Below are 24,311 nucleotides of genomic sequence, written 5' to 3' on the forward strand. Positions count from 1 at the left end.
CGCACGCACGTACCAGATCGGAGCCAACACGAGATGACGACGACCATCCCGCCGGAGACCATCGCGGCCTTCCACGGCATAGCCACCGCGTCGGTGGCCGACGCCGTCGAGCAGAAGGGCGTACGGGGTTACCTCACCGGAGGCATCAAAGCGGTGCTGCCGGGCAAGCTGGTGGGCCCCGCGGTGACGGTGCAGGAGGTGCCCTCCCACGTGTCGGAGCCCCCCACGCACGCGCTGCGCGCCATCGACGAGTCGGCGCCGGGCAGCGTCATCTGCATCGCCGCGGGCGGCGCCGACGTCGCGGTGTGGGGCGGGCTGATGGCCGCGGGCGCCGTCACCAACCAGATCGCCGGCGCCGTCCTCGACGCGGGCGTCCGGGACGTCGAGGAGATCCGCCGCGACTACCCCGAACTCCCCATCTACGCCCGCGGCGCCGTCCCGGCCACCACCGTCGGCCGCTACCGGACCGTCTCGCTCAACGAGCCGGTCGAGGTCGGCGGCGTGTCCGTACGCCCCGGCGACCTCATCGTCGCCGACAGCGACGGCGTCGTCTGCGTGCCGCTGGAGCTGGTCGGCGAGGTGCTCGCCCTGGCCACGGACATCGAGGAGCGGGAGCGCGAGCAGACCCGGCTCATCCGCGAGTCCGGCTCGCTGCAGGGCGGGCTCGAGAAGTACCAGCGGATCTGAGCGGCGGCCGACATGGACAACGACATCCTCGCGATCGGCGAGCCCCTGCTGGAGTTCAACGCCCGCGCCGAGGGCCGGGAGCCGGTCGGTCCCGGCGACGACTTCGCCGTCGGCTACGGCGGCGACTCGTCGAACTTCGCGGTGGCCGCGCAGCGCTCCGGCGCGCGCGCCGGCTACGTCACCCGCATCGGCGACGACGACTTCGGCGACGCCCTGCTGCGGCTGTGGCGGCGCGAGGGTGTCGGCACCGAACACGTCGTCCGGGAGGCCGGCGGGCGCACCGGGATCTACTTCATCTCCCGTACGCCCGCGGCCAGCAGGTTCACGTACTACCGCGCGGACTCGCCGGCCAGCCGGCTCACCCCGGCCGACGTGCCGGCCGGGGCCATCGCCCGGGCGCGCATGCTGCACGTCACCGGGATCACCCAGGCCATCAGCCCGTCCGCCTGCGACGCGGCCTTCCACGCCATGGAGCTGGCCCGCGGCAGCGGCACGCTGATCGGCTACGACCCCAACTACCGCCCCGCGCTCTGGCCCGTCGAACGGGCCCGCGCGGTGGTCATGCGCAGCGTCGAGCTGTGCGACGTGGCACTGCCGAACCTGGAGGAGGGCAGGCTGCTCACCGGCCTGCACGAACCCGAGGAGGTCCTCGGCGCCTTCGTGCGCCGCGGCCCCGGCATCGTCGTGCTCAAGATGGGCGACCAGGGCGCCCTGCTGGCCCACGAGGGCACCGTGACCCGCATTCCGCCCCACCCGGTGCGGGCCGTCGACCCCTCCGGGGCCGGCGACACCTTCGACGGCGCGTTCGCGGCCCGGCTCCTGGAGGGTGCCGTACCGCTGGAGGCGGCCCGCTACGCGGCCGTCGCCGCCGCGCTCACCACCACCGGACCGGGAGCGGTCCTGCCGATTCCGCACCGGGCCGCGGTGGACGCGCTGCTCCCCGGCGCTCCCACACCAGCCCCGTAGCCGTACGGATCAGGAGAGACTCATGTTTCGCGCAACACGTCACACAGCAGTGGCGGCGGCTTGTTCGGGAGCCCTGCTGCTGGCCGCATGCGGCAGCGACTCGACAGTGGACGATGACGTCAGCGGTGCCGGTGGCGCCGGCGGCGCCGAGCCGACCAAGCTGTCCGCCGGCTACGTCTCCGCCATCGACCAGATCGGCCTGCCGGCCGGCGTCGAGGCGGGCTACTTCGACGAGCAGAACCTCAACGTGAAGCTGAAGGAGCCCTACCCGACCGGCGTGGACGCGCTCAACGCGCTCCAGGCCGGCGAGGTCGACGTGGTCCAGGTCGGCACCCCGGCCATCGCCGCCGCCCAGCAGGGCATCGACCTGGTGCTCGTCGGCAACTACACCGGCTCGTCCTCGCAGCTCAGCATCGACGAGACGATGGCCGTGGTGGCCGGCGCCGACTCCGGCGTCGACGGCAAGGACCTCTCGACGCTGCGCGGCAAGCGCATCGGCGTCTCCGAGGGCTCCATCAACCACCTGTACCTGCTGGGCCTGCTGGACGACGCCGGACTGAAGGCCGGCGACGTCGAGATCGTCAACACCGAGCCGCCGGACATGGCGGTCGCGCTGGAGACCGGCGGCATCGACGCGGGCATCGTCTGGGACCCGTGGCCGATCACCATGACCGAGCAGGTCGACGGGGCCGAGGAGGTGCTGCGCGGCGGCGGCTACATCCCGTTCATCGGCTACCTGGTCACCACGCGCCAGTACGCGGAGAAGAACCCCGACGTCGTCGAGCGGTTCCTCACCGCCCGCGCGCAGACCGACCAGTGGATGCGCGAGAACCCGGACGACGCGGCCGACTCGGCGACGCGCTGGCTGCCGGGCACCGAGAAGAACGTCGCGCAGCAGGCGATGAAGCACAACGTCAAGCAGCTCGACGGCCGCTTCTCCGCCTGCAACTACCTGGCGCTCGACACCCTCGCCGGCCTGCTGGCCGAGCAGGGCAACGTCGAGAAGGGCTTCGACGTCAACAAGTACTTCCAGCCCAAGCCGATCCTCAAGGTCATGAAGGACAACCCCGACCTCTTCGGCGACCTGCCGCCGGTCCCGGATGCCGCGGTGATCGACGGCGGGTACACCTTCGACCGCGACACGGCCGCCGAGGCCTGCCCGTCGTGACCACGCCCCGTACCGAGAAGCAGGCCACGGCCGCGACCGCCCCCGCCCGGGGACGGCCGCGGCCGGGCGGGCGACCGCCGGGGCGGCAGCGCAAGCGTGGCGCGGCCAACACGCCCGCCGCCCGCGCGATCTCCGCGCTGTGGTTCCTCACCCCGCTCGCGCTGCTCGTCGTGGTGTGGCTGGTGGTCGTCGCGATCACCGATCCGCCGCTGCGGGTCTTCCCCCAGGTCGGCGACGTGCTCTCGGCGCTGGGCGACATGTGGTCCAGCGGCGAGCTCGTCGACCACCTCGGCGCGAGCCTGCGCCGCATGGGCATCGGCTCGGCGATCGCCATCGCCACCGCCCTGCCCTTCGGCATCGCACTCGGCTCCAGCGCGGCGCTGTCGGCGTTCTTCTCCCCGCTGCTGCGGTTCTCCGTGGCGCTCGCGGGTATCGCCTGGATCCCCGTCGCCACGCTGTGGTTCGGCTACGGCGACCGGGCCGTGATCTTCATCGTGTGGAACGCGATGTTCTTCGCGATCACGTACAACGCGATGCTCGGCGTCCGGCAGATCCCGACCCAACTGCTGCGCGCCGCGCGCAGCATGGGGACGAGCAGGCTGCGGATGTTCTGGGAGGTGCTGCTGCCGGGCGCGCTGCCCAGCGTCGTCACCGGCCTGCGCGTCGGCCTCGGCTACGGCTGGCGCGGGCTGGTCGCCGCCGAGATCATCGCGAGCAACGCGGGCCTCGGCTACGCCCTGTTCCAGGCGCAGAAGTACTTCCAGACCGACGTGATCATCGCCTCGATGGTCATCATCGGCGTGCTCTGGCTGCTGATGGACCGGCTGATGCTGGCCCCGCTGGAGAAGCGCACGGTGGAGCGCTGGGGCATGACGGGAGGGAGGGGCTGATGGCGTCGGACACGACCGGCCCGGCCGGTTCGGCCGGGGCCGATACCGCGCGTACGGCCAAGCCCGTACGGCGCGCGCCCTCGGGGCGTACGCCGCGCAAGGGCGGCGCGAGCCCGGGCGTGGTACGCGCCCGGAAGGTCTGGCTCTGGCTCACCCGCCGCCCCACGTTCCGCACCCTCGGCCCGTTCGTGCCGGTCATCGCGCTGTGGTGGCTGGTCGCGGAGATGGGCGTGTTCGACGAGGCGTTCTTCGTCGGCCCGCCGCGGGTGGTCGAGGAGTTCGCCGACCTGATGGAGAAGGGCATCCTGCCCGGCTACCTGACGGACTCGCTGACCAGGCTGGCGTACGGCGTCGGCTTCGGCCTGGCCATCGGCCTGCCGATGGGCTTCGTGGTGGCGATGTTCGCCAAGGTCCGCCGGTTCTTCTGGCCGATCCTGCTGTTCTTCCAGGCCGTCGCCGACATCGCCTGGCTGCCGATCGTGATCGTCTGGTTCGGCTTCAGCCTCACCGCGGTCACCTTCGTGATCGTCTACACGATCGTCTTCCCGCTGATGCTGAGCGTCGTCGCGGGTGTGGAGCAGGTGCCGCGCGAGCTGCTGCGCGCCGCGCGCAGCCTCGGTGCGAGCAGGACGCGGGTGTTCTTCGAGGTCATCCTCCCGGGCGCGCTGCCGTCCGTGGCGGGCGGCGTGCGCACCGGCCTCGGCTACGGCTGGCGGGCTCTGGTCGCCGCCGAGATCATCGTCGGCACCAGCGGCGTCGGTTTCATGATGTTCGACGCCCGCCGGGTGGGCGACATCAGCCAGGTGTTCCTGGGCATGGCAGTGCTGGGAATCCTGTGGTACGCGCTCGACGCCATGGTCCTGGCGCCGTTCGAGCGAGCCACCGTCGAACGGTGGGGCATGGTACGGAGTTTGGAGGCCGACGGATGACGGCGCTGGAGATCACAGGACTGCACAAGAACTACGTCGACGCGTACAGCGGCGAGGAGGTCACCGCCATCGGCGACGTCTCGTTCAGCGTCGACGAGGGCGAGTTCGTCTCCGTGCTCGGCCCGAGCGGCTGCGGCAAGACGACCGTGCTGAACATCGTCGCCGGCTTCGTGAACCTCACGGAGGGCGAGGTCGTCGTCGACGGCCAGGCGGTCGGCGGGCCGGGACCGGACCGCGGCGTGGTGTTCCAGAGCCACGCGCTCTTCCCCTGGAAGACGGTCCTCGGCAACGTGGTCTTCGGGCTGCGGATGAAGGGCATGCCGCGCGCGGAACGGGACGCCAGGGGCAAGGAGTTCCTGGAGCTGGTCGGGCTCGGCGGCTTCGAGCACAAGTACCCGCACGAGCTGTCCGGCGGCATGCAGCAGCGCCTGGGCGTGGCCCGCGTGCTGGCCAACGAGCCGGCCGTGATGCTGATGGACGAGCCGTTCGCCAGCATCGACGCCCAGACGCGGCGCAAGCTGCAGGAGGACCTGACCCGTATCTTCGAGAAGCGGCGCCCGACGGTCTTCTTCGTCACCCACGACGTGGACGAGGCGGTGTTCCTCTCCGACCGGATCGTGGTGCTGTCCAAGCGGCCGAGCCGGGTGCGGGAGATCGTCACCGTCGACCTGCCGCGGCCGCGGGAGTGGCGTACGGCGCTGGAGCTGCCGGAGTTCCGGGAGATCGCGAACCGGGTGAACGAGCTGCTCGTCGACGACGAGGCCGCGAACGGCGGTCCGGGAGGTGAGACCGATGGCGACGGAACGGCAGTCGCTGGCGTTTAGGGCGCTTCGCAGCCCCACCATCCGCCGGCTGGCCATCCTGGTCCTGCTCATCGTCGCGTACCAGGTCTGGCTGAGCGTCCAGGCGAGCGGCAAGGTCGACCCGGCGGTCGGCGACGAGCGCGACGTGCGCGGGCGCTTCTCCGCCGACGTCGAACTGGGCTTCCCGCCGGAGCGCTACCACATCCTGCGGATGCAGAAGCACGGCCGCATCGCCGGCACGGACGGCAACGTCGTGCACCTGCGCGGCGTGGCGCCGGCGGGCGTGGACGCGCTGGCGCGGGAGTACTGGATCGAGCGCATCGTGCCGCCGGAGGACGAGACGCCGGCGGCGCGGTGAGCGCGCGGGCGGCGCGCTGACGCCGGGAGCCCGTACGCACCCCGCTGGTCGGGTGCGTACGGGCTCCACTGCTTCCGGGGCGCTGCGGGCTCAGCTCCAGGTGCGGTCCCAGGCCGGGTTCTCGTTCCACTCCTTGGTCGGCGCGAACAGCTTCTCGCCCTCGGCCAGGTGCTTGGCCATCTCCTTCTCGTCCAGTTCCACGCCGAGGCCGGGCGCGTCGGTCAGGTGGTAGAAGCCGTCCTTCAGCAGCGGCTCGCCGCCCGCCATGAGGTCGTTCCAGAACTTCACCTCCGTGGCGTGGTACTCCAGGCAGACGAAGTTCTCGGTGGCGGCGGCGATGTGCGCGCTGGCCATCGCGCCGATCGGCGAGCCCGCGTAGTGCAGCGGCATCGCCATGCCCTGCTCGCGCGCGTAGTCGCCGATGCGCTTGGTCTCCAGGATGCCGCCGGCGGTGGCCGGGTCGGGCTGGATGAGGTCGACGGCGCCGGCGTCGACGAGCGTACGGAACGACTCAAGACCGTACATGTCCTCGCCGGTCATGGTGGGCACGTTGACGGCCTTCGTGATCTCCTTCCAGTCCTCGGTGCGGAACCACGGCACCAGGTCCTCCAGCCAGGCGAGGTTGTAGCGCTCGAAGCGGTTCGCCAGCCGGATCGCGGTGTTGACGTCGAAGTGGCCGAAGTGGTCCATGCCCAGCGGGATGTCGTAGCCGACGGCGTCGCGCACCGCCTCCACGTACTCCGCCATGGCGTCCAGGCCCTTGTCGGTGATCTGCACCATGGTGAGCCCGTGTTCGGTCATGCCGTAGCCGCCGGGCGTGCCGTCGTACTGCTGGAGGTTGTCGTTCCACAGGCTCTTGCCGACGACCGCGCCCGGCAGGTCCTGCACGATTTCCAGGCCGAGGTCCATCTTGAGGAACGTGAAGCCCATCTCCACGCGCTCCTTCATGCGCTGCGCGTAGACCTTCGGGTCCTCGGACTCGGTGGTGTCGGTGTAGAGGCGTATCTTTCTGCGGTACGCGCCGCCGAGCATCTGGAACACCGGCACGCCGTACGCCTTGCCCGCCAGGTCCCACAGCGCCATCTCGACGCCGGAGACGCCGCCGCCGCGGCGGCCGTGGTTCCCGAACTGCTTGAGGCGCCTGAAGAGCATCTCGACGTTGCACGGATTCTCGCCGAGAAGCCTGCTCTTCAACTCCAGCGCGTAGCGCTTGTCGGCGTCGTCGCGGACCTCGCCCCAACCGGAGATGCCCTGGTTGGTGTCGATGCGGACGATCGGGCTGGTGAACGGCACGCCGTCCAGCACCGCCACCCGCATGTCCGTGATCTTCAGCTTGCTCGGCTTCGACGCCCTGCTGACTTTCTGGGTGAGGAACTCGACCTGTTCCTCGGCCGGTCGGAATGCGAGTGCGCCGAGCCCGAGGCCGCCCGTGGCGGCGGCAGCCCCGAGTCCCAGGACGGTGCGCCTGGAACGCGTGCCGGTGCCGTTCTCGGATTCCTGCATGTGGGGGCCCTCCGTAGGGATTCCGGAAATTCTGCGGGATCACCATAGGTGGGGGACCGAGGGCCCTGGGAGCGGTCCCGCAGAATGGTTTCCGTATGCATTTATCAGGAAAGCGAATGTGTGCAGGGAAGGCCGCTGGATTCGCTTCACGAATGGCTGTATACGCAACTCGCCCTTAACGGCGGGGGATCCCGGTACGTACGCTGCGCCCATCCCCGGGTCGCCCCACCCCGGCACGACGCAGTAGCTGTAAGCACCATGTACTGCGCACCACGTACGACGCGCCATGCGCGACGCACCACCGCGGCATCTGGCAGCCGGCAGAGCACAGAAAGCGAAGGTGACGTATGGAATCCCCAGCGCACGACGGCAGTTCGCGCCGCTCGTTCCTCAAACGCGGCTCGACCGCCGCCGCGGCGGCCGCGATCGGCGCCTCGGCGGGCGCCGCGGGTACGGCGTTCGCCGCCCCGGGCGGCCACGGAGGCGGCCACGGCCCCGGCGGCAACGCCCCGTTCCCGCAGCTCAACTGGCCCGACGAGGTCCGTGAAGGACCCGACACCCCCAGGCTCTGCCAGTGGATCGACCGCCGCCCCGACGAGGCGACGGTCCGCAAGTGGCGGCAGGCCGGCGTCACCGGAGTGGTCTCCGGCGCCCCCGACTCCCCGTGGACGGTCGAGGAGCTGACGGCGGACCGCGAGAACCTGGAGGCCAACGGCCTGCACGTGACCGCCTTCCTCATCAGCGCCCCCGACTCGGTCGTGCGTGGCGAGGACGGCCGCGACCAGGCCATCGAGGACATGAAGACGTCGCTGGTGGCCGCGGGCCGGGCCGGCATCCCGGTGGTCGAGTACAACTGGTACGTCCACCGGCTGAAGGAGGGCTACTACGAGGAGATCGACGAGACCGACCGCATCGGCGCCGGCTACACCGCCTTCGACCTCGACCACGAGGTGGACGGCGTCAAGGTCCGCGACCTCCCGCGCCCCGACGGCGTGCCCGCCTTCACCCGCGAGGAACTCTGGGAGCACTACGAGCACTTCCTGCGCGAGGTCATGCCGGTCGCCGAGGAGGCCGGCGTGCGGATGGCGGTCCACCCCAACGACCCGCCCGCCGCGATCAGCCGCGGCACCCCGCAGATCATGGGCTCGGTCCCGGACTGGAAGCGGATGGTCGACACCGTCGACAGCCCGGCGAACGGCATGACCGTGCACGCGGGTGTGACGGCGGAGGTCGGCTTCGACTCCGTCGACTTCCTGCGCTGGATGTGCCGCAAGGACCGGGTCAACCACATCCACTACCGCAACGTCCGGGTCGACAAGCCGCGCGTGAAGTACGCGGAGGTCTTCCCGGACAACGGCGAGACCGACATGTTCGGCTTCATGCGCCAGCTCATCCGGGCGGGCTACGCGCGGGGCATCCTCGCCGAGCACCCGCGGGCGAACGACTTCGACCGCGAGAACGGCTCCGACCAGAGCAACCAGTACAAGGACGTGGGCGGCGGCGGCCACGGCATGGAGCTGTACGACACCGGCTACGCGCGGGCGATGATGCAGGCCGCGCTGATCATGGAGCGGGGCCGGTTCGGGCACGGCGACGACGACCACGACGACGACCGCTAGGGAGACCGGTGAGCGGGCTGCTCTTCGAGGACGCCGCGCGGGCCGCCCTGCGCCGCGGCGTGGACGCGGTCGCGGACGCGGCGCGGGTCACGCTGGGGCCGCGGGGGCGGCTGGTGGTGCTGGGCGGCGGTACGGGACCGGGGTCGGCCGGCTCCCGGGGCGCGGGCCCGCGCCCCGACCGCTCCGGGGCGGGCCGCTCCGGTGCCGGCCGCTCCGGCGCCGGCTCCGACCGCTCCGGGGCCGGCGCCGGAGGCGCCGCTCCGGGGGCAGGGCGCGGGGCCGGGGGCGCGGGTACCGGCGGCGGGGCCGGCACCGCCTCCGGCCCCGTCGCCACCCGCGACGGGGCCACCGTCGCGTCCGCCGTCACCGAAGCCGTCCGGCTCTCCGACCCGTACGCGAACCTCGGCGCCTCCCTCGTCCGCCAGGCCGCCACCCGCACCCGCCGCGCCGCCGGCGACGGCACGACGACGACCATCGTGCTCACCCAGGCGCTGTACGCGGCCGGGCTGCGCGCGGTGACCGCCGGGGCCGATCCCGTCGCCGTTCGCCGCGGCCTCGACGCCGCGGCGGCGGCGGCCGTCGCGTACCTGACCGACACCGCCCGCCCCCTCGACGGCGAGCACGACGCCGCGCGGGTCGCCGCCGCGGCGGGCCGCGACCCCGCGCTCGGCGAGCTGGTCGCCGGCGCCTTCGCCAAGGCCGGGCGGAACGCGGCGATCTCCGTCGAGGAGGCGCACGTGGCGGGCGTGGAGCTGGAGTTCACCGACGGCCTGCGGCTGGACCGCGGCTTCCTCAGCCCGTTCATGATGACCCACCCCGAGCAGGGCACGGCGGTGCTGGAGGACCCGTACGTCCTGCTGCACCACGGCCGCATCGCCGGTCCCGACGACCTCCTGCCGGTCATGGAGCGGGTCGCGGCCACGGGCCGCCCGCTGCTGGTCGTCGCGGACTCCGTCCAGCAGGACGCGCTCGCGGCGCTGGTCGCCAACCGCCTGCGCGGCACGCTGCTCTCCGCGGCCGTCCCGGCGCCGGCGCTGGGCGCGCGGCGGCTCGCGCACCTGGAGGACCTGGCGGCGCTGACGGGCGCGGAGGTGGTGGTGCCGGAGAAGGGGATGCCGACCGGGGCGACGGAGCTGTCGTCGCTGGGGCGCGCGGAGCGGGTGGTGGTGACGAGGCGGACGACGACGGTGACGCGGGGCGCGGGGTCGCCCGAGGCGGTCGCGCGGCAGGTGGCGCACCTGGAGTACGCGCTCGCCGGGGCGGTGTCCGACTTCGACCGGGAGGTGCTGGAGCTGCGGCTGGCCCGGCTGACGGGCGGGGTGGCGGTGCTGCGGGTCGGCGGTGCCACGGACCCGGAGCGCGCGGAGCGGCGGGAGCGCGTCGCGGGCGCGGTGGCGGCGGTACGGGCGGCGCTGGCGGAGGGCGTCGTGCCGGGCGGCGGCACGGGGCTGGCGGGCGCGCGGGAGGCGGTGGACGGTCTGCTGAGCGGCGGTACGGGGCAGGGCGACGGGACCGGGCCGGGCGACGGGACGCCCGCACGCGCCCTGTCCCCCGACGAGCGGGCGGGCGCCCTGGCCGTACGGGCCGCCCTCACCGCCCCGCTGCGGCAGCTCGCCGACAACGCCGGCGCGGACGGCGCCCGCGTGGTCGCCGAGACGGCCGGCCTCCCGCCGGGCCACGGCTGGAACGCGGACACCGGCACGTACGGTGACCTGCCCGCGGCCGGCGTACTCGACCCGGTCCGCGTGCCCCGTACCGCCCTGGAGAACGCCGCCTCCGTGGCGGGGCTGATGCTCACCGCCGGCGCCCTGGTGGTCGACCGGAAGCCGCGCGACCCGGACGCGGTGAGCTGGCGCCGCAGAGGCCACGGCCACCACCACGGCTCGGGTCACAGCCACGGTCACAGTCACCACCACTGACCAGCCGAAAGGCTGAAAGTTGAGTCTGGACTTGTCAACTAACTTCCCCTTGAGCTATATACATTTGGCGTAGGGCATCGCACCAACGCAAGCCTCAAGGAGGGAGAGACCGTGATGCTCATGCGTACCGACCCCTTCCGGGAGTTCGACCGCCTCACCCAGCAGCTCTTCGGCACCGCCGAGCGCCCCGTAGCCATGCCGATGGACGCGTACCGCGCCGGTGACGACTTCGTGATCCACCTCGACCTGCCCGGCGTCGACCCCGAGACCATCGACCTCGGTGTCGAGCGCAACGTCCTCACCGTCCACGCCGAACGCAGGTCCGCGGCCCCGGACGGGACGGAGCTGGTCGTGGCGGAGCGCCCGCGCGGACGCTTCAGCCGCCAGGTCTTCCTCGGCGAGATGCTGGACACCGACCGCATCGAGGCGCGCTACGACGACGGAGTCCTCACCCTGCGCATCCCGGTCGCCGAGCAGGCGAAGCCGCGCAAGATCCGGATCGTGGGCGGCGACTCGAAGAAGCAGATCGCGAACTGAGGCGGGACGAGGCGGCCGAGCCGCCCACCGCACCCACCCGGAGAATCGCCCCCGTGCCGCTGCCCGGCGCCAGGGCATGCCCCACGCGGCGGCACGGGGACACGCACACCTCGAAAGGAGCAAGACGCGCCCATGCGATGGACGCAGTTCACAGCCCAGGTCAAGGACTTCGGTCAGTACCCGACGGCGCGCGAGGCAGAGCGCGTCACACGGGTCGTCCTCTCGGCGCTCGGCGGGCACCTGCCCCCGCCCGAACGCGCGGAGCTGGCCGCCCGCCTGCCGGTGGAGGCCGCCCGTACGCTCGCCGACCAGGTTCCCGCCACGCGGCGGCCGGCGGGGGCGGCGGAGTTCGTGGAGTCGGTGGCGCTCCGCATCGACGGCGCGACGACGGCCACGGCGCGGTGGGACGTCAGCTCGGTTCTGTGCGTGATCGCGGAGGCAGTGGGCGACGACGACCTCCTCACCCGCGTGCTCGCCACCCTCCCCCCGGGCTTCGCGCTGCTCTTCGGCCGCGCGGACCTGACGCAGGCCAGGGCAACGGCAGCCTGACGAAGCCGCCGCCTGCCGCCCCCGCCCGAGGCGGCGGCAGGCGGCCGGCCCCGTGGTGCACGCCCTCCGTGCGGGCGGTCGGCTGTCGGTGGCGTGCAGCACAATGGGCGGCGGATGACGGAAGGCGGCGCCATGACGGTGTGGGACGAGTTGGTCGGGCAGGAACGGGTCGGTGAGCAGTTGGCCGCCGCAGCCCGGGCGGCCGACGCACGGGTCACGGCGGAAGCAGGGCAACCCGCCTCGGCCTCAGCGCCGGGGGATGCCTCCGACCGCCCCTCCACCTCGGCGATGACGCACGCCTGGCTGTTCACCGGCCCGCCCGGCGCCGGCCTGGCGACGACCGCCCGCGCCTTCGCCGCCGCGCTCCAGTGCGTCAGCCCGGACCGCGCCGCCGCCGGTCCCGGATGCGGCTTCTGCGACGGCTGCCACACCGCCCTCGTCGGCACCCACGCCGACGTCACCGTCATCGCCACGGACCTCCTCACCATCGGCGTCAAGGAGACGCGCGACCTGGTCCGCCGCGCCCAGCTCGCCCCCTCCGGCGGACGCTGGCAGGTCATCGTCGTCGAGGACGCCGACCGCCTCACCGAGGGCGCCGGCAACGTCCTGCTGAAGGCCGTCGAGGAGCCCGCCCCGCGCACGGTCTGGCTGCTGTGCGCGCCGTCGCTGGAGGACGTGCTGCCCACGATCCGCTCCCGCTGCCGCCACCTCTCCCTCAGCACCCCCGCCGTCGCGGCGGTCGCCGCCGTCCTCGTCCATCGCGACGGCGTCACCCCCGCCGTCGCCGAGTCCGCCGCCCGCGCGGCCGGCGGCCACCTCGACCGCGCCCGCCGCCTGGCCACCGACGACCGCGCCCGCGCCCGCCGGGCGGCGGTGCTGCGGATACCGCTGCGGGTCGAGGACATCGGCGGCTGCCTGCGCGCGGCGCAGGAGCTGGTCGACGTCGCGGCGGACGCGGCGAAGGAACGGGCCGAGGAGCTGGACGAGCAGGAGACGGAGGAGATGCGCACGGCGCTCGGCGCGCAGCCGGGCGGCCGGATGCCGCGCGGTACGGCGGGCGTGATGAAGGACCTCCAGGAGCGCCAGAAGCGCCGGGCCACGCGCAGCCAGCGCGACAGCCTCGACCTGGCCCTCACCGACCTCGCCGGCTTCTACCGCGACGTGCTCGCGCTCCAACTGGGCGCGGTGGCCGACGCCTCGCTGCTGCCCTGCGCGGACGTGGGGGAGGGGCTCCGGCGGATCGCGGAGGACAGCGGTCCGGAGATGACGCTGCGGCGGATCGACGCGATCATGGAGTGCCGGGAGGCGCTGGAGCGGAACGTGGCCCCGCTGCTGGCGCTGGAGGCGATGACGGTGACGCTGCGCAAACCGTAGAAGAGCGGAAACGGCACCGCGCCCCGTCAACCCGTCACCCGTACGGGGAGAGGGTGACCGGGCGGCGGCCCCTCCCCCAGCGGCTACGCTCAGGCGCATGGACTTCCGCAGCCTGTTCCGCACGGCCGCACCCGTCACCGCACTGGCGGTGCTGGTCGCCGCCGCCGGGTGTGACTCCGCCGGCTCCGACGGCGGCGGCACGGGCACCGGCGGCAGCGGCGCCGACGCCGCCCGCGCCGGCAGCGTCAGCCGGGTGCTCGAACCGCTCCCGGTGCAGATCCCCGCGGACCTGAAGCCGTACTACGAGCAGAAGCTGCGCTGGACCGAGTGCGCCGCCCCCGGTTTCGAGTGCGCGACGCTGCGCGTACCGCTGGACTACGCCGCCCCGGGCGGCGAGGACGTGGAACTGGCGGTGGCCCGCAAGCCGGCCGAGAACCCCGCCGAGCGCCTGGGCTCACTGCAGGTGAACCCGGGCGGCCCGGGCGCCTCGGCGATCGAGTTCCTGCAGAACTTCGCGGGCGTCGGCTACCCGGAGGAGGTCCGGGCCGGGTACGACATCGTGGCGGTGGACCCGCGCGGCGTGGGCGGCAGCCAGCCGGTGCGGTGCCTGACGGACGCCGCGTTCGAGGCGCACACCCAGGTCGACCAGACACCCGACGACGAGCGCGAGGTCGAGGCGCTGACCGCGTCGTTCGACCGCTTCGCGCAGGGCTGCGCGGAGCGCGCGGGCAAGCTGCTGGGCCACGTCTCGACGGAGGAGGCGGCCCGGGACATGGACGTGCTCCGCGCCGTCCTCGGCGACAAGAAGCTGACCTACGTCGGCGCCTCGTACGGCACGATGCTCGGCGCCACCTACGCGGGCCTCTTCCCGCAGCGCTCCGGCCGCCTGGTCCTCGACGGCGCCATGGACCCGTCCCTCACCTCCCGCCAACTGAACCTCGACCAGAACGCGGGCTTCACCACGGCCTTCGACGCCTTCGCCGAGGACTGCGTCCAGCGCTCGGACTGCCCGCTCGGCACGGACAGCGCCGAGGACGCGGGCCGGCAGCTCCGCAGCTTCCTGGACCGCCTCGACGCGAAGCCGGTGCCCACCGGCGAGGAGCGCCGGCTGGGCGAGCCGCTGGCCACGATGGGCGTGCTGATGGCGATGTACCAGGAGGACTTCTGGCCGCAGCTTCGCGACTCGCTCACGGACGCCATGGAGCGCAAGGACGGCAGCGGGATGCTGGCGCTGGCGGACATGTACTTCGAACGGGAGCCGGACGGCTCGTACGGCAGCATGATGTACGGCTTCGCGGCCGTGAACTGCATCGACCAGCCGCCCCCCTTCGAGACCCCGGCGGACGTCGAGAAGCTGGTCCCTGCCTTCGAGGCGGACTCCCCGGTCTTCGGCCGCGACTTCGCCTGGGCGGCCCTGAACTGCGCCGACTGGCCGGTCCCCGCCACCGGCGAGGCCAACCGCATCGAGGCGTCGGGCACCCCCCCGATCCTGGTCGTCGGCACCACCCGCGACCCGGCGACCCCGTACGTCTGGGCGGAGAGCCTGGCGGCCCAGCTCGACGAGGGCGTGCTCCTCACGTACGAGGGCGACGGCCACACCGCGTACGCGCGGGGCAACACCTGCATCGACACCGCGGTCGACACCTACCTCCTGGAAGGCACCCCACCCCAGAACGGCAAACGCTGCCGCTGACCCGCCGGGGCCCCACCCGCAAACCGCGTGCGGAGGACCCCGGGGAACTGTGTAAACTTGTCGCCGTTGCCAGGGCCACGGCCCGCAACCTGCCGCCTTAGCTCAGTCGGCCAGAGCGACGCACTCGTAATGCGTAGGTCAAGGGTTCGATTCCCTTAGGCGGCTCCACCGAAGGCCAGGTCACGTAGCCCGTGACCTGGCCTTTTGCCTGAGTATCGCGCGTACCGGAGCCGGGGCTCCGGCCTCCGATGAGAGCGCGGCCCGGCGCATCGCTGTCCTTCCGGAGGGAGGGCCTGGTGGGGCGCCTGGGGGTCGGGCAGGGAGGGGTCCCGTGACGCTCGGCCTAGAGTCCGAGCATGCCGACAGCCCTCACCCGCAAGGCATCCTTACTCTTCAACCTCGCCGGACTTGCCACCGTCGCGGCGCTCGTCACCGGACTTTACTTCCTGCTCAACGACACGAAGGTCGACCACGATTCCAGTGACGGCACGTTCGTGATCTTCACCCGTGCGAATTGCGGGGACGCGTTCTCCGACGGGCACTATGCCGCTGAAGCCGATTCCAATCCCGACGACGCCTTCGCCGCCGAAGTGGGCGCCGCATGCGAGGACGCCAAGCGTCCCAAGTTGATCGTCGGCTGGTCCCTCACGGCCGTGGGCGCACTCGGTCTGCCTGCGGCCGCGGTCTACGCCCGCCGCCGTGCCGCCGACCTCCGCAGTGGATGATGTTCCACCAGACTGCGGCTGCCTATCGCAGATGTCCCCGGCCGACACGGTGCGCGATGTCGTAAAGGTCGTTGTACCCCGGAGTGTGCGTTGAAACGGGCCGAGGTGGGCGGAATGTGCGCTACCGGGACAAACTTGCGATGAGCCACCCCGAGAACCGGGTCAAATCGGGCGCGCAGCCTGACTTTTTCCCGTCGACACGCGCTCGCTGGTCAGGTGAGGAGTTTGGCGAGGTGGGTCATTTCGGTGGGTGGGTCGATTACCGGTTGGATGATGAGTTCGTCGATGCCGGCCTGTTCCAGGGTGGTGAGGCGGGCGCGGAGATCGTCGCCGGTGCCGACGAGGGCCACGGTGTTCATCAGGGAGGGGAGGATCAGGTCGCGGTCGTGGGGTGCGATGCGGCCGAGGTAGTTGGGGTAGATCTTGGTGTAGCGGTCCGGGGCGGTGGCGGTGGTGCCGCGGCGGTCCAGGAGTCGGCGTACCGCCTCGCGTTCGTCGGGGGCGAGTTGTGCGGCGAAGTCCGGGGTGTCGGCGGCGAAGTCCAGCAGCGACATGACGAGGTGGCCGGTCGCGTCGCGGGCCGCGTCGCCGGTGGCGTCCTCGTTCTCGTCGAGCAGGTGGAGCGGGGTGACCAGGTAGCAGTCCCCGTTGGCGTCGCCTGGGGCGGCCTCGCGGCGGGCCTCGCGCATGGCCTGCCAGGCGGCGGGGTCGAGGAGGCCGACCGAGATGAGGCCGGTGCCGCGGCGGCCGGCGACGGCGGCTGCCTTGGGGCCGTGCAGGGCGGCCACGACGAACTCGATCGGGTCGGTGGTGTTCACGTGTGCCCCACTGTGCAGGAACCGGATGTCGCGGACCCGGTCTCCTTCGCGGTACGTGGTCGGGCGTCCCGCGCAGAGGTCCTGTAGGGCGGCGACGAAGTTCTCCAGCTCGGCCACCTTGCTGGGCGGCATGCCCAGCGTGCGCCGGGCCGTGTTGCCGGTGCCGACGCCGCAGATGATCCGGCCCGGCGCCAGGGCGTTGAGGCTGGCGAACGCGCTCGCCGCGGCCGGGGCGGAGCGCAGCGCCGGTGAGGTCACGCCGATGCCGAGTCTGATGCCGCGGGTGGCCTTCGCGCAGAGGCTCAGGGCGACGAAGGGATCCCCGTGGACCATCGGGGTGTCGTACACCCAGAAACTGTCGAGGCCCAACTCCTCGGCCCGTAAGGCGAGATCTTCCACTCCGGGTTGTGCGGCGACCACGACACCTGCGCGCATGGCGACCTCCAGGCCGCGAGGTTGGATCTGACTCGCTCATAGTGGCAGCCGCCGGGCGGCAGTTCCTGCGGCTTCATCCCGAGGTCGGCGTGTGTACCGGCCAGCGTTTCCAGACCACGACGTGCAGGATCACCGCCGTGCTCGTCGCGTTCAGCATGACGTGCGTGGTCCAGCTCCACTCGCGCGCTTCCGGCACGTCGAGGGCGTGGGCGAGCTTCGGCAGGAGCCAGACCAGCAGGGCGGTGAGGGCCACCGCGGTCAGCACCGCGAGGGTACGGCCCGGGGCCGGGGTCAGGCGGATCGCCGGCCATGCCTCGAACAGCATCGACACCAGCAGGATGCAGCCGATGGCGGTGCCCGCGGTCGCGGTGATCCGGGGGTCCGGCCAGTCGAGGGCGTGGCGGGCGAGCAGGTAGGCGGCCCAGCCGCAGGCGACGACGACGACGTTGCCCAGCAGCAACCGCAGCCACGTCCGGTCGATCCGGGCGAACGGCCAGCCGCGTAGCGCGACCCAGAAGAACATCTGCCACGCGCCGATCGACGTGAACCAGGCGCCGTAGCTCTCCCCCTCGATCGCGTCCGAGTCCACCGCGGCGTACCAGGCGATCAGGCCGAGCACCCAGCACAGCCCCACGGCGGCGAGGCCGGCGGGGGCGGGGGCCAGGCGGCCCAGCGGGCGGCGTTCGCAGACGAGGGTGAGTTGCAGCACGAGGGTGAAGATGCTGCCGGCCAGGGAGTTCGCCGCCGGGTCGAGGCCGGGGTGGTCGGGGCCCGGGTCGAACACGCCGACCAGGTCCGAGCCGTTGACGACGAGTTGGCCGAGCACGGCCAGCACCGCGCCGCCGGCCACGACGAGCGCGGTGTCGGACAGGCCGGACCAGGGGCGGGGGAACAGCGTGCCGGGCCAGTCCTCCCACCAGAACGCGATCATCGCCATGATCGGCAGCGCGAACGTGGTGATCGGCCCGAGTACGACCACGGAGTGGAGGGCGCCGCCCGCGGCTGCGGACAGCAGTACGGCCACGGGGACGACGAAGGCCAGCCCGATCAGGCCGCGGACCGGCTGGTGCCGCCGGGCGTCGGCCAGCGCGGCCGGACTCAGTGCGTCCGGCCTGCTGACCGACGGCCGGGTGGGGTGGGAGCCGGGGGTTCCCGGGGTGCCTGCGGGGCGTGTGGTCTGCAGTCCTTCAGAGGACATGTTCCAGCCGGATCGGCAGCCGGCGTACGCGCCGGCCGGTCGCGTGGTGCACGGCGTTCGCGATCGCCGCGGCCACGCCGACCATGCAGACCTCGCCCGCGCCCTTCACCCCGGCCGCGTTGAACCGCAGGTCGGGTTCGTCGATGAAGTCGACGTCGATCTGCTGGATGTCCAGGTTGACGGGCACCGCGTAGTCCTCCAGCGTCGTGTTGAGGAAGCCGCCGAACCGGGTGTCCACCTCGCTCTCCTCGCGCAGCGCCTGCCCGATCCCCCACACCACGCCGCCGCGGACCTGGCTTTCCGCCGTGACCGGGCTGGCCACCCGGCCGCAGTCCACGACGCTGACCACGCGCGGCACCCGGATGCGCCGCGTGGTCCGTTCGACCCGGACCTCGACGAAGTGCGCGACCCAACTGAACGTGACGAACTCGGGGTAGACCGGTCCGCCGATGGCGAGGCCGCCCTTGTCGAGCTGCCCGCGGTCCTGCTCGCCCTGGCCGGGTGCGAGCGAGGTGGCCTCGACCGCCACCTCCGGCCTGTTCGTGGCACGGACCGCGGCCGGGACGTCCACGTCGCCGGAGTCGGGGACGCCGAGGGCCCGGCGCAGTTCGCCCAGGGCGGCCAGCACGGCGGGCAGCGCGCTTGCGGTGCCCCAGGAGCCGGCGGTGAGGTGCTGCGGCGCCACCCGCGTGTCGCCGGCCTGCACGATCACCGTGTTCACCGGTACGCCCAGGTCCCGCGCGACCAGCAGCGCGACGGCCGAGCGGATCCCCTGGCCCATCTCGTGTCCGCCGACGCCGACGACGATCGTGCCGTCGGACGCCGCGGACAGGTGCGCGACGACCGGCACCATGTCGCCGGGATAGCAGCCGGCCGCCACGCCCCAGCCGATGTTCGAACCGTCCTCTGCGGTCATCGATCCCGGCTCGGGGTCGCGTGCGTCCCAGCCGAACCGGGCCGCGCCGCGGCGCAGGCACTCGGCCAGGTGCCGGCCGGAGAACGGCAGGCCGGTGACCGGGTCGGTGGCGGCGTCGTTGGCCAGCCGCAGTTCCACCGGGTCGCGGCCCGTCGCGTAGGCGAGTTCGTCCATGGCCGACTCGAACGCGAACATGGACGGGCTCTCGTGCGGCGACCGCATGAAGCCGGGGGTCTGCACGTCGGTACGGACCAGGCGCTGCTCGCCGCGGAACGCGGGCGCCGCGTAGAGGCGGGACGAGACCGTGGTGATCTCCGTCGGGAACAGGTCGTGCCGCGAGGTCTGCTGGTCGACCTCGTGGATCGCGGCGAGGAGTTCGCCGTTCTCGGTCGCGCCGAGCCGCACGTGGTGCACCGTGTTCGGCCGGAACGCGCCGAGGTGGAAGACCTGCGGCCGGGGCAGCACCATCTTCACCGGCCTGCCGAGCCGGCGCGCGGCGAGGGCGATCGGCCCGAGGTGCAGATGCATGGAGTTCTTCTGGCCGAATCCGCCGCCGACGTACGGGGAGCGGACCTCGACGTCGGCCGGGTCGATGCCGAGCTGGGTGGCGAGCCCGAACCGTACCGCGTTCGAGTTCTGGGTGGTGTCGTCGACGATCAACCGGTCGCCGTCCCAGTGCACGACGCTCGCGTTCGGCTCCATCGGCATGGCGTGCTGGGCGGGGTTCTCATACGTGCCGTCGACCTGCACCGGGCTGGCCGCGAACGCCGCGTCCGCGTCGCCGACCTTGACGTCGGCCAGGAACGGCAGCGGGATCGCCTGCTCCTGGAGCACGGTGTCGGTGCCCTCACCGTCGATCTTCGCGGTGAACGGTTCGTCCTCGTACTCGGCGGTGACGAGCTGCGCCGCCTCGGTCGCGGCGACCAGGTCGTCCGCCAGGACCAGCGCGATCGGCTGGCCGCGGTAGGCGACATGGTCGTCGCGCAGCGGCACCAGGCTCTGCACGGCGTGCCCGCCGGCCATGACGAAACCGGGGTCGCCCAGTTCGTCCGGCCCGAACCGCGTGATCACCAGCCGGACGCCGGGCACGGTTTCCGCGGCGGAGGTGTCGACGCGCACGATGCGCCCCTTGCCGGTACGCGCGGTGGCCCACTGCCCGTACGCGACGTTGTCGGGTACGCGGTCGGCGGCGTAGCGAGCGCGGCCCGTGACCTTCTCGCGGGCGTCGACGCGGCGGGTGTCCAGCGACCGGGTACCGGTGGCGGGGGCCTGGGTGGCGGTCATCGGGTGGCTCGCTCTCCGGCGATGCGCAGCGCGTCGGCGACGGTGCGGATGCCCAGTTCGATACGGAATCCGTTCTCGGCGCCGGGGCGCGCCGCCGCGAAGGCGGCCTCCCCGGCCTCCCGGGCGGTCTGCGGGGTCAGCCGCCGGCCGAGCACGGTCTGCTCGGCCTCGGTGGCCCGCCACGGCCGGGTGGCGACGCCGCCCAGCCCGATGCGGCACTCCCCGACCGCGCCGTCCGCGTCGAGGGTCAGGCCGACGGCCGCGGCGGCGAGGGCGAAGGCGTAGGACTCGCGGTCGCGGATCTTGAGGTACGTGGACCCACGCCCGGCGGGGGTCGCGGGCACGCGGATGCGGACGACGAGTTCGTCCGGGGCGAGCACGTGTTCGCGGGTCGGGTCGTCGCCGGGCTCGACGTGCAGGTCGGCGAGCGGCACGGTGCGTTCCCCGCCGGGGCCGACGACGTCCACGACGGCGTCGAACGCGATCAGCGCGACGGCGAAGTCGCCGGCGTAGGTGGCGATGCACGCGTCACTGCCGCCGAGCAGCGCGTGCCCGCGGTCGTGGCCCCCGACGGCGGCGCAGCCGCTGCCCGGGTCGCGCTTGTTGCACGGGAACTCCGTGCCGTTGCGGAAGTACGCGCAGCGCGTGCGCTGCAGGAGGTTGCCGCCGACCGTCGCCATGTTCCGCAACTGCTGCGACGCGGCGCGCCACAGCGACTCCGACAGGCCGGGGTACGCGTCGCGGAGCGCCGGGTGGTCCGCCACGTCGGCCATACGTGCGCCGGCCCCGAGGACGAGTTCGCGCTCGCCGACGTCGATGGTGTCGAGCTCGGCGATCCGGTGCACGTCGACGACGGCGGGGGGTGTCTCGATCTCCAGCTTCATCAGGTCGTACAGGTTGGTGCCGCCGGCCAGGATCCTGGTGCCGGGCCGCGCGCCGCGCAGCGCGTCCAGGGCGGCGTCCACGGTGTCCGGCGCGGCGTAGGTGAAGGCACGCACGAGGTCACGCCCCCTTCGGCGCCGCGTCCGCGGTCTCGCGTACGGCGGCCACGATGCCCACGTAGGCGGCGCAGCGGCAGATGTTGCCGCTCAGGTACTCGCGGATCTCGTCGTCCGTCCCGCAGTGGCCCTCTTCGATGCACGCGATGCCGGACATGATCTGGCCGGGAGTGCAGTAGCCGCACTGCAGCGCGTCGTGGTCGATGAACGCCTGCTGCAACGGGTGCAGGGCGCCGTCCTTCCCGCCGACGCCCTCGATCGTGGTCACCGGCCGACCCGCGACCTGCACCGCGGGGGTCAGGCAGGACAGCACCCGGCGGCCGTCCACGTGCACCGTGCACGCGCCGCAGTGGCCCTGATCGCACCCCTTCTTCGTGCCGGTCAGTGCGAGCCGCTCACGCAGCGCGTCCAGGAGGGACTCCCGGGGATCCAGCGTGAGCGACACATCCTGGCCGTTGACCGTGCAGGCCAAGGGCACTTTCACATCATTTGTGGGCATACCTGGAGATTGTAGGGAAGCCGGATGATCCCGGAGCGGAGCAGCGGTTTCGGCGCGCCTCGCGGCGGAGGCCCCGTGGTCACTCCCGGTGGAAGACGTAGCCGCCGTGATGGAGGGTGTCGATGTCGACGAACTCGCCGTCGGCGGTGAAGCCGGTGTCGTCGCGGTAGTCGATGCGGGTGCCGTCCACCCGGTAGCTGCCGGTGTACGCGCTGCGGCGGTCGCCGCGTGCCTCGTCGTAGCGCCCGTCGGCACGCAGCTCCTGACGGATGTGCCCGTCGGCGGTCACCCACATCCCCACGTAGGGGTGAGGGCGGCCGGGGGAGCCGGCGGGCGGGGCGGTGCTGCTACGCGCCGGTCCCGGGCCGTCCGCCTGGGGGCCGGTACACGCGACCGAGGTGACCAGCCAGGCGAGCGCCAGCAGGGGAAGTCGTTTTCTCATGACTCGACGGTCGCCCCCGGGCCGGCCGGCAGCCAGTGCCCCGGCGCTCCTGGGAGTGGGACCCCCAGGCAGCAGCCGGGGACGGGCTCGGGGCGGGGTCGGGGGTGGTCAGACGATGCCGGCGCGGATCTCCTCGTACAGGCGGGTGGGGTCCTCGGCCAGGGACTTCTTGACGTGGGTGCTCCACTCGTCGGCGAGCACCTCGGCCGCGCCCGCCTCGATCCCGTCCAGGCCGGCGCGGACGACGGGGGCCGGGTCGCCCTTGGGGCCGTCGTAGGCGGCGCTGAAGTCGGTGTCCACGGCGCCGAGGTGGAGGGCGGTGACGAGGGTGCCCTGGCCGGCGAGTTCCATGCGGACGGCGTTGGTCAGCGCCCACTGGGCCGCCTTGCTGGAGTGGTAGCCGTTGGTGGCCGGGTAGGCGTGCCAGGACTGGGCGGACAGCACGTTGAGGATCGCTCCGCCCCCGTGGGCCGCGAGCGCCGGGGCGAAGGCCCGTACGACGTGGAGCGTGCCCCAGAAGTTCGTCTCCATCTCCGCGCGCACGGCGGCCAGGTCGCCGGTGACGAGGTCGGTCCAGTGGCTGACCCCCGCGTTGTTCACCACGAGGGTCACGTCGCCCGCGGCGTCGGCCGCGGCCCGTACCTGGTCGGGGTCCGTGACGTCCAGCCGCAGCGGTACGGCGCCGGGCAGGTCGATGGTCTCCGGGCGCCTGGCGGTCGCGTACACGCGGCGCGCGCCGCGGTCCAGGAGCTGCCGGGCGAAGTGGCGGCCCAGGCCCCGGTTGGCGCCGGTGACGAGCGCGACCGCGCCGTCGAGCGGGAGGCCGGGGGAGGGGTGGGTGGTCGGTGCCGAGTCGGGTGTGCTCATGCCGGTACGCTAGGACCTACCGTTGACGTCAGAGGCAAGTCCTCCGTCCGGACCTGCGGAAAGGGGAAGGCGCGTGCGTATCGGAGAGGTCGCCCGGCGCTCCGGAGTGAGCGTGCGGGCGCTGCGCTACTACGAGGAGCAGGGGCTCCTCACCCCCACGCGCACCCCCGGCGGTCAGCGCGAGTACGCCGACGACGCCGTCGGCCGGGTCGGCTTCATCCAGCAGCTCTACGCGGCCGGCCTGCCCAGCCGCCGCATCGCCGAACTGCTCCCCTGCGTCGACACCGGCACGACGACCGCGGAGCAGCGCGCCATGCTCGACGCCGAACGGGCCCGTATCAGCAAGCAGATCGAGGAGCACACCGCCGCGCTCGCCCGCCTCGACGAGATCGTCGAGGCAGCCGCCGAGCGCCGGGCCTGAGCGCCGCTCAGCCCCTGGCGCGGCGCTCGGTGTGGGTGGAGCGGGGAGCGGGCCAGGTCGCGGGGGGTTCCTGGGCCAGGCCCGTGAGGAGGGCCTCGACCACGCGCTCGGTCTGCCGGCCGGCGGCCTCGGGGGTGTCGAGGGTCATGAGGCCGTCGGCGAGGAGGGTGGCCACCCCGTGGACGGCGGCCCAGACGGTGAAGTCGGCCGCGGCGCGTGCCTCCGGGCCCAGTTCGCCCGCCGCGGCGAGGCGGTCAAGACCGGCGTCGACCACGTCGTGCGGGTGCGGGGAGATCGTGGTGTCGGGGTCGCGGGCGGGGGCGGCGAAGGCGAGGCGGGCCACGGCGGGGTCCGCCAGCGTCCAGCGGACGTAGGCGCGGCAGGCCGCGACGAGCCCGCGGCGGGCGTCCTCCTCCGCGGCGGTCGCCTCCGCCATCCGTTCGCCCAGCCCGGCAAGGACGCGTACGGACAGGGCGCGGACCAGTGCGTCGCGGGAGGAGAAGTGGTGGTACGCGGCGCTCGGGCTGACGCCGACGCGGGCCGACGCCTCCCGCAGCGACCAGCCCGCGACGCCGCGCTCGCGGACGAGTTCCTCGGCGGCGTCCAGCAGCGCGCCTCGCAGGTCCCCGTGGTGGTAGCGCCTCTTGCCCATGGCGAGGATCTTAACAGTGTTCAGATGCGTGGTACGGTCGGACGCGGAACCGGATCTCAAC

Annotated in this window: 24 protein-coding genes and 1 tRNA gene; 16 read left to right on the top strand and 9 right to left on the bottom strand. The window is 72.9% G+C overall.

Annotated elements, in window-relative coordinates; all coding sequences use genetic code 11:
- Positions 1-33 precede the first annotated feature (33 nt).
- From O7599_RS21890 to O7599_RS21920, 7 genes are read left to right on the top strand one after another with little or no spacing between them, the layout of a single operon-like run.
- Positions 34-687, top strand: a complete 654-nt coding sequence (locus O7599_RS21890; protein WP_281617300.1) for an RraA family protein — start codon at positions 34-36, stop codon at positions 685-687.
- Between the two features lie 12 nt (positions 688-699).
- Positions 700-1,653, top strand: a complete 954-nt coding sequence (locus O7599_RS21895) for a sugar kinase (RefSeq protein ID WP_281617301.1) — start codon at positions 700-702, stop codon at positions 1,651-1,653.
- A 22-nt stretch (positions 1,654-1,675) separates the two neighbouring features.
- Complete coding sequence (locus O7599_RS21900; protein ID WP_281617302.1) at positions 1,676-2,821, top strand: ABC transporter substrate-binding protein; 1,146 nt, start codon at positions 1,676-1,678, stop codon at positions 2,819-2,821.
- Positions 2,818-3,711 (top strand): ABC transporter permease, encoded by an 894-nt coding sequence (locus tag O7599_RS21905; protein ID WP_281617303.1) that lies wholly within the window; start codon positions 2,818-2,820, stop codon positions 3,709-3,711. Before O7599_RS21900 ends, O7599_RS21905 begins: the two co-directional genes overlap by 4 nt.
- Positions 3,711-4,640 (top strand): ABC transporter permease, encoded by a 930-nt coding sequence (locus O7599_RS21910; protein WP_281617304.1) that lies wholly within the window; start codon positions 3,711-3,713, stop codon positions 4,638-4,640. Before O7599_RS21905 ends, O7599_RS21910 begins: the two co-directional genes overlap by 1 nt.
- Positions 4,637-5,464, top strand: a complete 828-nt coding sequence (locus tag O7599_RS21915; RefSeq protein ID WP_281617305.1) for an ABC transporter ATP-binding protein — start codon at positions 4,637-4,639, stop codon at positions 5,462-5,464. Before O7599_RS21910 ends, O7599_RS21915 begins: the two co-directional genes overlap by 4 nt.
- Entirely contained in the window at positions 5,433-5,801 is a 369-nt protein-coding gene (locus O7599_RS21920; protein WP_281617306.1) for a hypothetical protein, read from the top strand. The genes O7599_RS21915 and O7599_RS21920 overlap by 32 nt, the downstream gene beginning before the upstream one ends.
- Positions 5,802-5,891: 90 nt before the next feature.
- On the opposite strand, the gene O7599_RS21925 is transcribed toward O7599_RS21920, so the two are convergent.
- Entirely contained in the window at positions 5,892-7,304 is a 1,413-nt protein-coding gene (locus O7599_RS21925) for a mandelate racemase/muconate lactonizing enzyme family protein (RefSeq protein ID WP_281617307.1), read from the bottom strand.
- A 347-nt stretch (positions 7,305-7,651) separates the two neighbouring features.
- Here O7599_RS21925 and O7599_RS21930 point away from each other — a divergent pair, with 347 nt between their 5' ends.
- From O7599_RS21930 to O7599_RS21965, 8 genes are all read left to right on the top strand, one after another.
- Complete coding sequence (locus O7599_RS21930) at positions 7,652-8,923, top strand: mannonate dehydratase (protein ID WP_281617308.1); 1,272 nt, start codon at positions 7,652-7,654, stop codon at positions 8,921-8,923.
- 8 nt (positions 8,924-8,931) lie between these two features.
- On the top strand, positions 8,932-10,842 hold the full coding sequence (gene groEL / locus O7599_RS21935; RefSeq protein ID WP_281617309.1) for a chaperonin GroEL: 1,911 nt from the start codon (positions 8,932-8,934) through the stop codon (positions 10,840-10,842).
- A 114-nt stretch (positions 10,843-10,956) separates the two neighbouring features.
- Positions 10,957-11,379 (top strand): Hsp20/alpha crystallin family protein, encoded by a 423-nt coding sequence (locus O7599_RS21940; protein ID WP_281617310.1) that lies wholly within the window; start codon positions 10,957-10,959, stop codon positions 11,377-11,379.
- Between the two features lie 132 nt (positions 11,380-11,511).
- On the top strand, positions 11,512-11,928 hold the full coding sequence (locus O7599_RS21945) for a DUF2267 domain-containing protein (RefSeq protein WP_281617311.1): 417 nt from the start codon (positions 11,512-11,514) through the stop codon (positions 11,926-11,928).
- A gap of 132 nt (positions 11,929-12,060) precedes the next feature.
- Positions 12,061-13,302 carry a DNA polymerase III subunit delta' gene (locus tag O7599_RS21950; RefSeq protein ID WP_281617312.1) on the top strand — a complete coding sequence of 414 codons (1,242 nt, stop codon included), beginning with the start codon at positions 12,061-12,063 and terminating at the stop codon, positions 13,300-13,302.
- Between the two features lie 97 nt (positions 13,303-13,399).
- Positions 13,400-14,995: an alpha/beta hydrolase gene (locus tag O7599_RS21955; protein WP_281617313.1), complete on the top strand. Its 1,596-nt coding sequence runs from the start codon at positions 13,400-13,402 to the stop codon at positions 14,993-14,995.
- A 91-nt stretch (positions 14,996-15,086) separates the two neighbouring features.
- Positions 15,087-15,163 (top strand) — tRNA-Thr (locus O7599_RS21960).
- Between the two features lie 188 nt (positions 15,164-15,351).
- The gene (locus O7599_RS21965; RefSeq protein WP_281617314.1) at positions 15,352-15,720 is read left to right on the top strand and encodes a hypothetical protein; all 369 of its coding nucleotides are present in this window, start codon (positions 15,352-15,354) and stop codon (positions 15,718-15,720) included.
- A gap of 212 nt (positions 15,721-15,932) precedes the next feature.
- On the opposite strand, the gene O7599_RS21970 is transcribed toward O7599_RS21965, so the two are convergent.
- The 7 genes from O7599_RS21970 to O7599_RS22000 form a co-directional block, all read right to left on the bottom strand.
- Positions 15,933-16,973: an LLM class flavin-dependent oxidoreductase gene (locus tag O7599_RS21970; RefSeq protein WP_281617315.1), complete on the bottom strand. Its 1,041-nt coding sequence runs from the start codon at positions 16,971-16,973 to the stop codon at positions 15,933-15,935.
- 73 nt (positions 16,974-17,046) lie between these two features.
- Positions 17,047-18,171 carry a hypothetical protein gene (locus tag O7599_RS21975; protein WP_281617316.1) on the bottom strand — a complete coding sequence of 375 codons (1,125 nt, stop codon included), beginning with the start codon at positions 18,169-18,171 and terminating at the stop codon, positions 17,047-17,049.
- Positions 18,161-20,371 (bottom strand): xanthine dehydrogenase family protein molybdopterin-binding subunit, encoded by a 2,211-nt coding sequence (locus O7599_RS21980; RefSeq protein ID WP_281617317.1) that lies wholly within the window; start codon positions 20,369-20,371, stop codon positions 18,161-18,163. The genes O7599_RS21975 and O7599_RS21980 overlap by 11 nt, the downstream gene beginning before the upstream one ends.
- Positions 20,368-21,369 carry a xanthine dehydrogenase family protein subunit M gene (locus tag O7599_RS21985; protein WP_281617318.1) on the bottom strand — a complete coding sequence of 334 codons (1,002 nt, stop codon included), beginning with the start codon at positions 21,367-21,369 and terminating at the stop codon, positions 20,368-20,370. Before O7599_RS21985 ends, O7599_RS21980 begins: the two co-directional genes overlap by 4 nt.
- Before the next feature lie 4 nt (positions 21,370-21,373).
- Positions 21,374-21,868, bottom strand: a complete 495-nt coding sequence (locus O7599_RS21990; RefSeq protein ID WP_281617319.1) for a (2Fe-2S)-binding protein — start codon at positions 21,866-21,868, stop codon at positions 21,374-21,376.
- A 79-nt stretch (positions 21,869-21,947) separates the two neighbouring features.
- On the bottom strand, positions 21,948-22,163 hold the full coding sequence (locus tag O7599_RS21995) for an Atu4866 domain-containing protein (protein WP_281623470.1): 216 nt from the start codon (positions 22,161-22,163) through the stop codon (positions 21,948-21,950).
- Positions 22,164-22,418: 255 nt separating this feature from the next.
- Positions 22,419-23,177, bottom strand: coding sequence for an SDR family oxidoreductase (locus O7599_RS22000; RefSeq protein WP_281617320.1), 759 nt, complete (start codon positions 23,175-23,177; stop codon positions 22,419-22,421).
- A 73-nt stretch (positions 23,178-23,250) separates the two neighbouring features.
- On the opposite strand from O7599_RS22000, the gene O7599_RS22005 reads away from it, so the two are divergent.
- Complete coding sequence (locus tag O7599_RS22005) at positions 23,251-23,598, top strand: MerR family transcriptional regulator (RefSeq protein ID WP_281617321.1); 348 nt, start codon at positions 23,251-23,253, stop codon at positions 23,596-23,598.
- A 7-nt stretch (positions 23,599-23,605) separates the two neighbouring features.
- Here O7599_RS22005 and O7599_RS22010 read toward each other — a convergent pair whose 3' ends face one another.
- Positions 23,606-24,250, bottom strand: a complete 645-nt coding sequence (locus O7599_RS22010; protein ID WP_281617322.1) for a TetR/AcrR family transcriptional regulator — start codon at positions 24,248-24,250, stop codon at positions 23,606-23,608.
- Between the last annotated feature and the right edge of the window lie 61 nt (positions 24,251-24,311).

This window comes from Streptomyces sp. WMMC500 (assembly GCF_027497195.1).
In the GTDB taxonomy this organism is placed as follows: Bacteria; Actinomycetota; Actinomycetes; order Streptomycetales; family Streptomycetaceae; genus Streptomyces.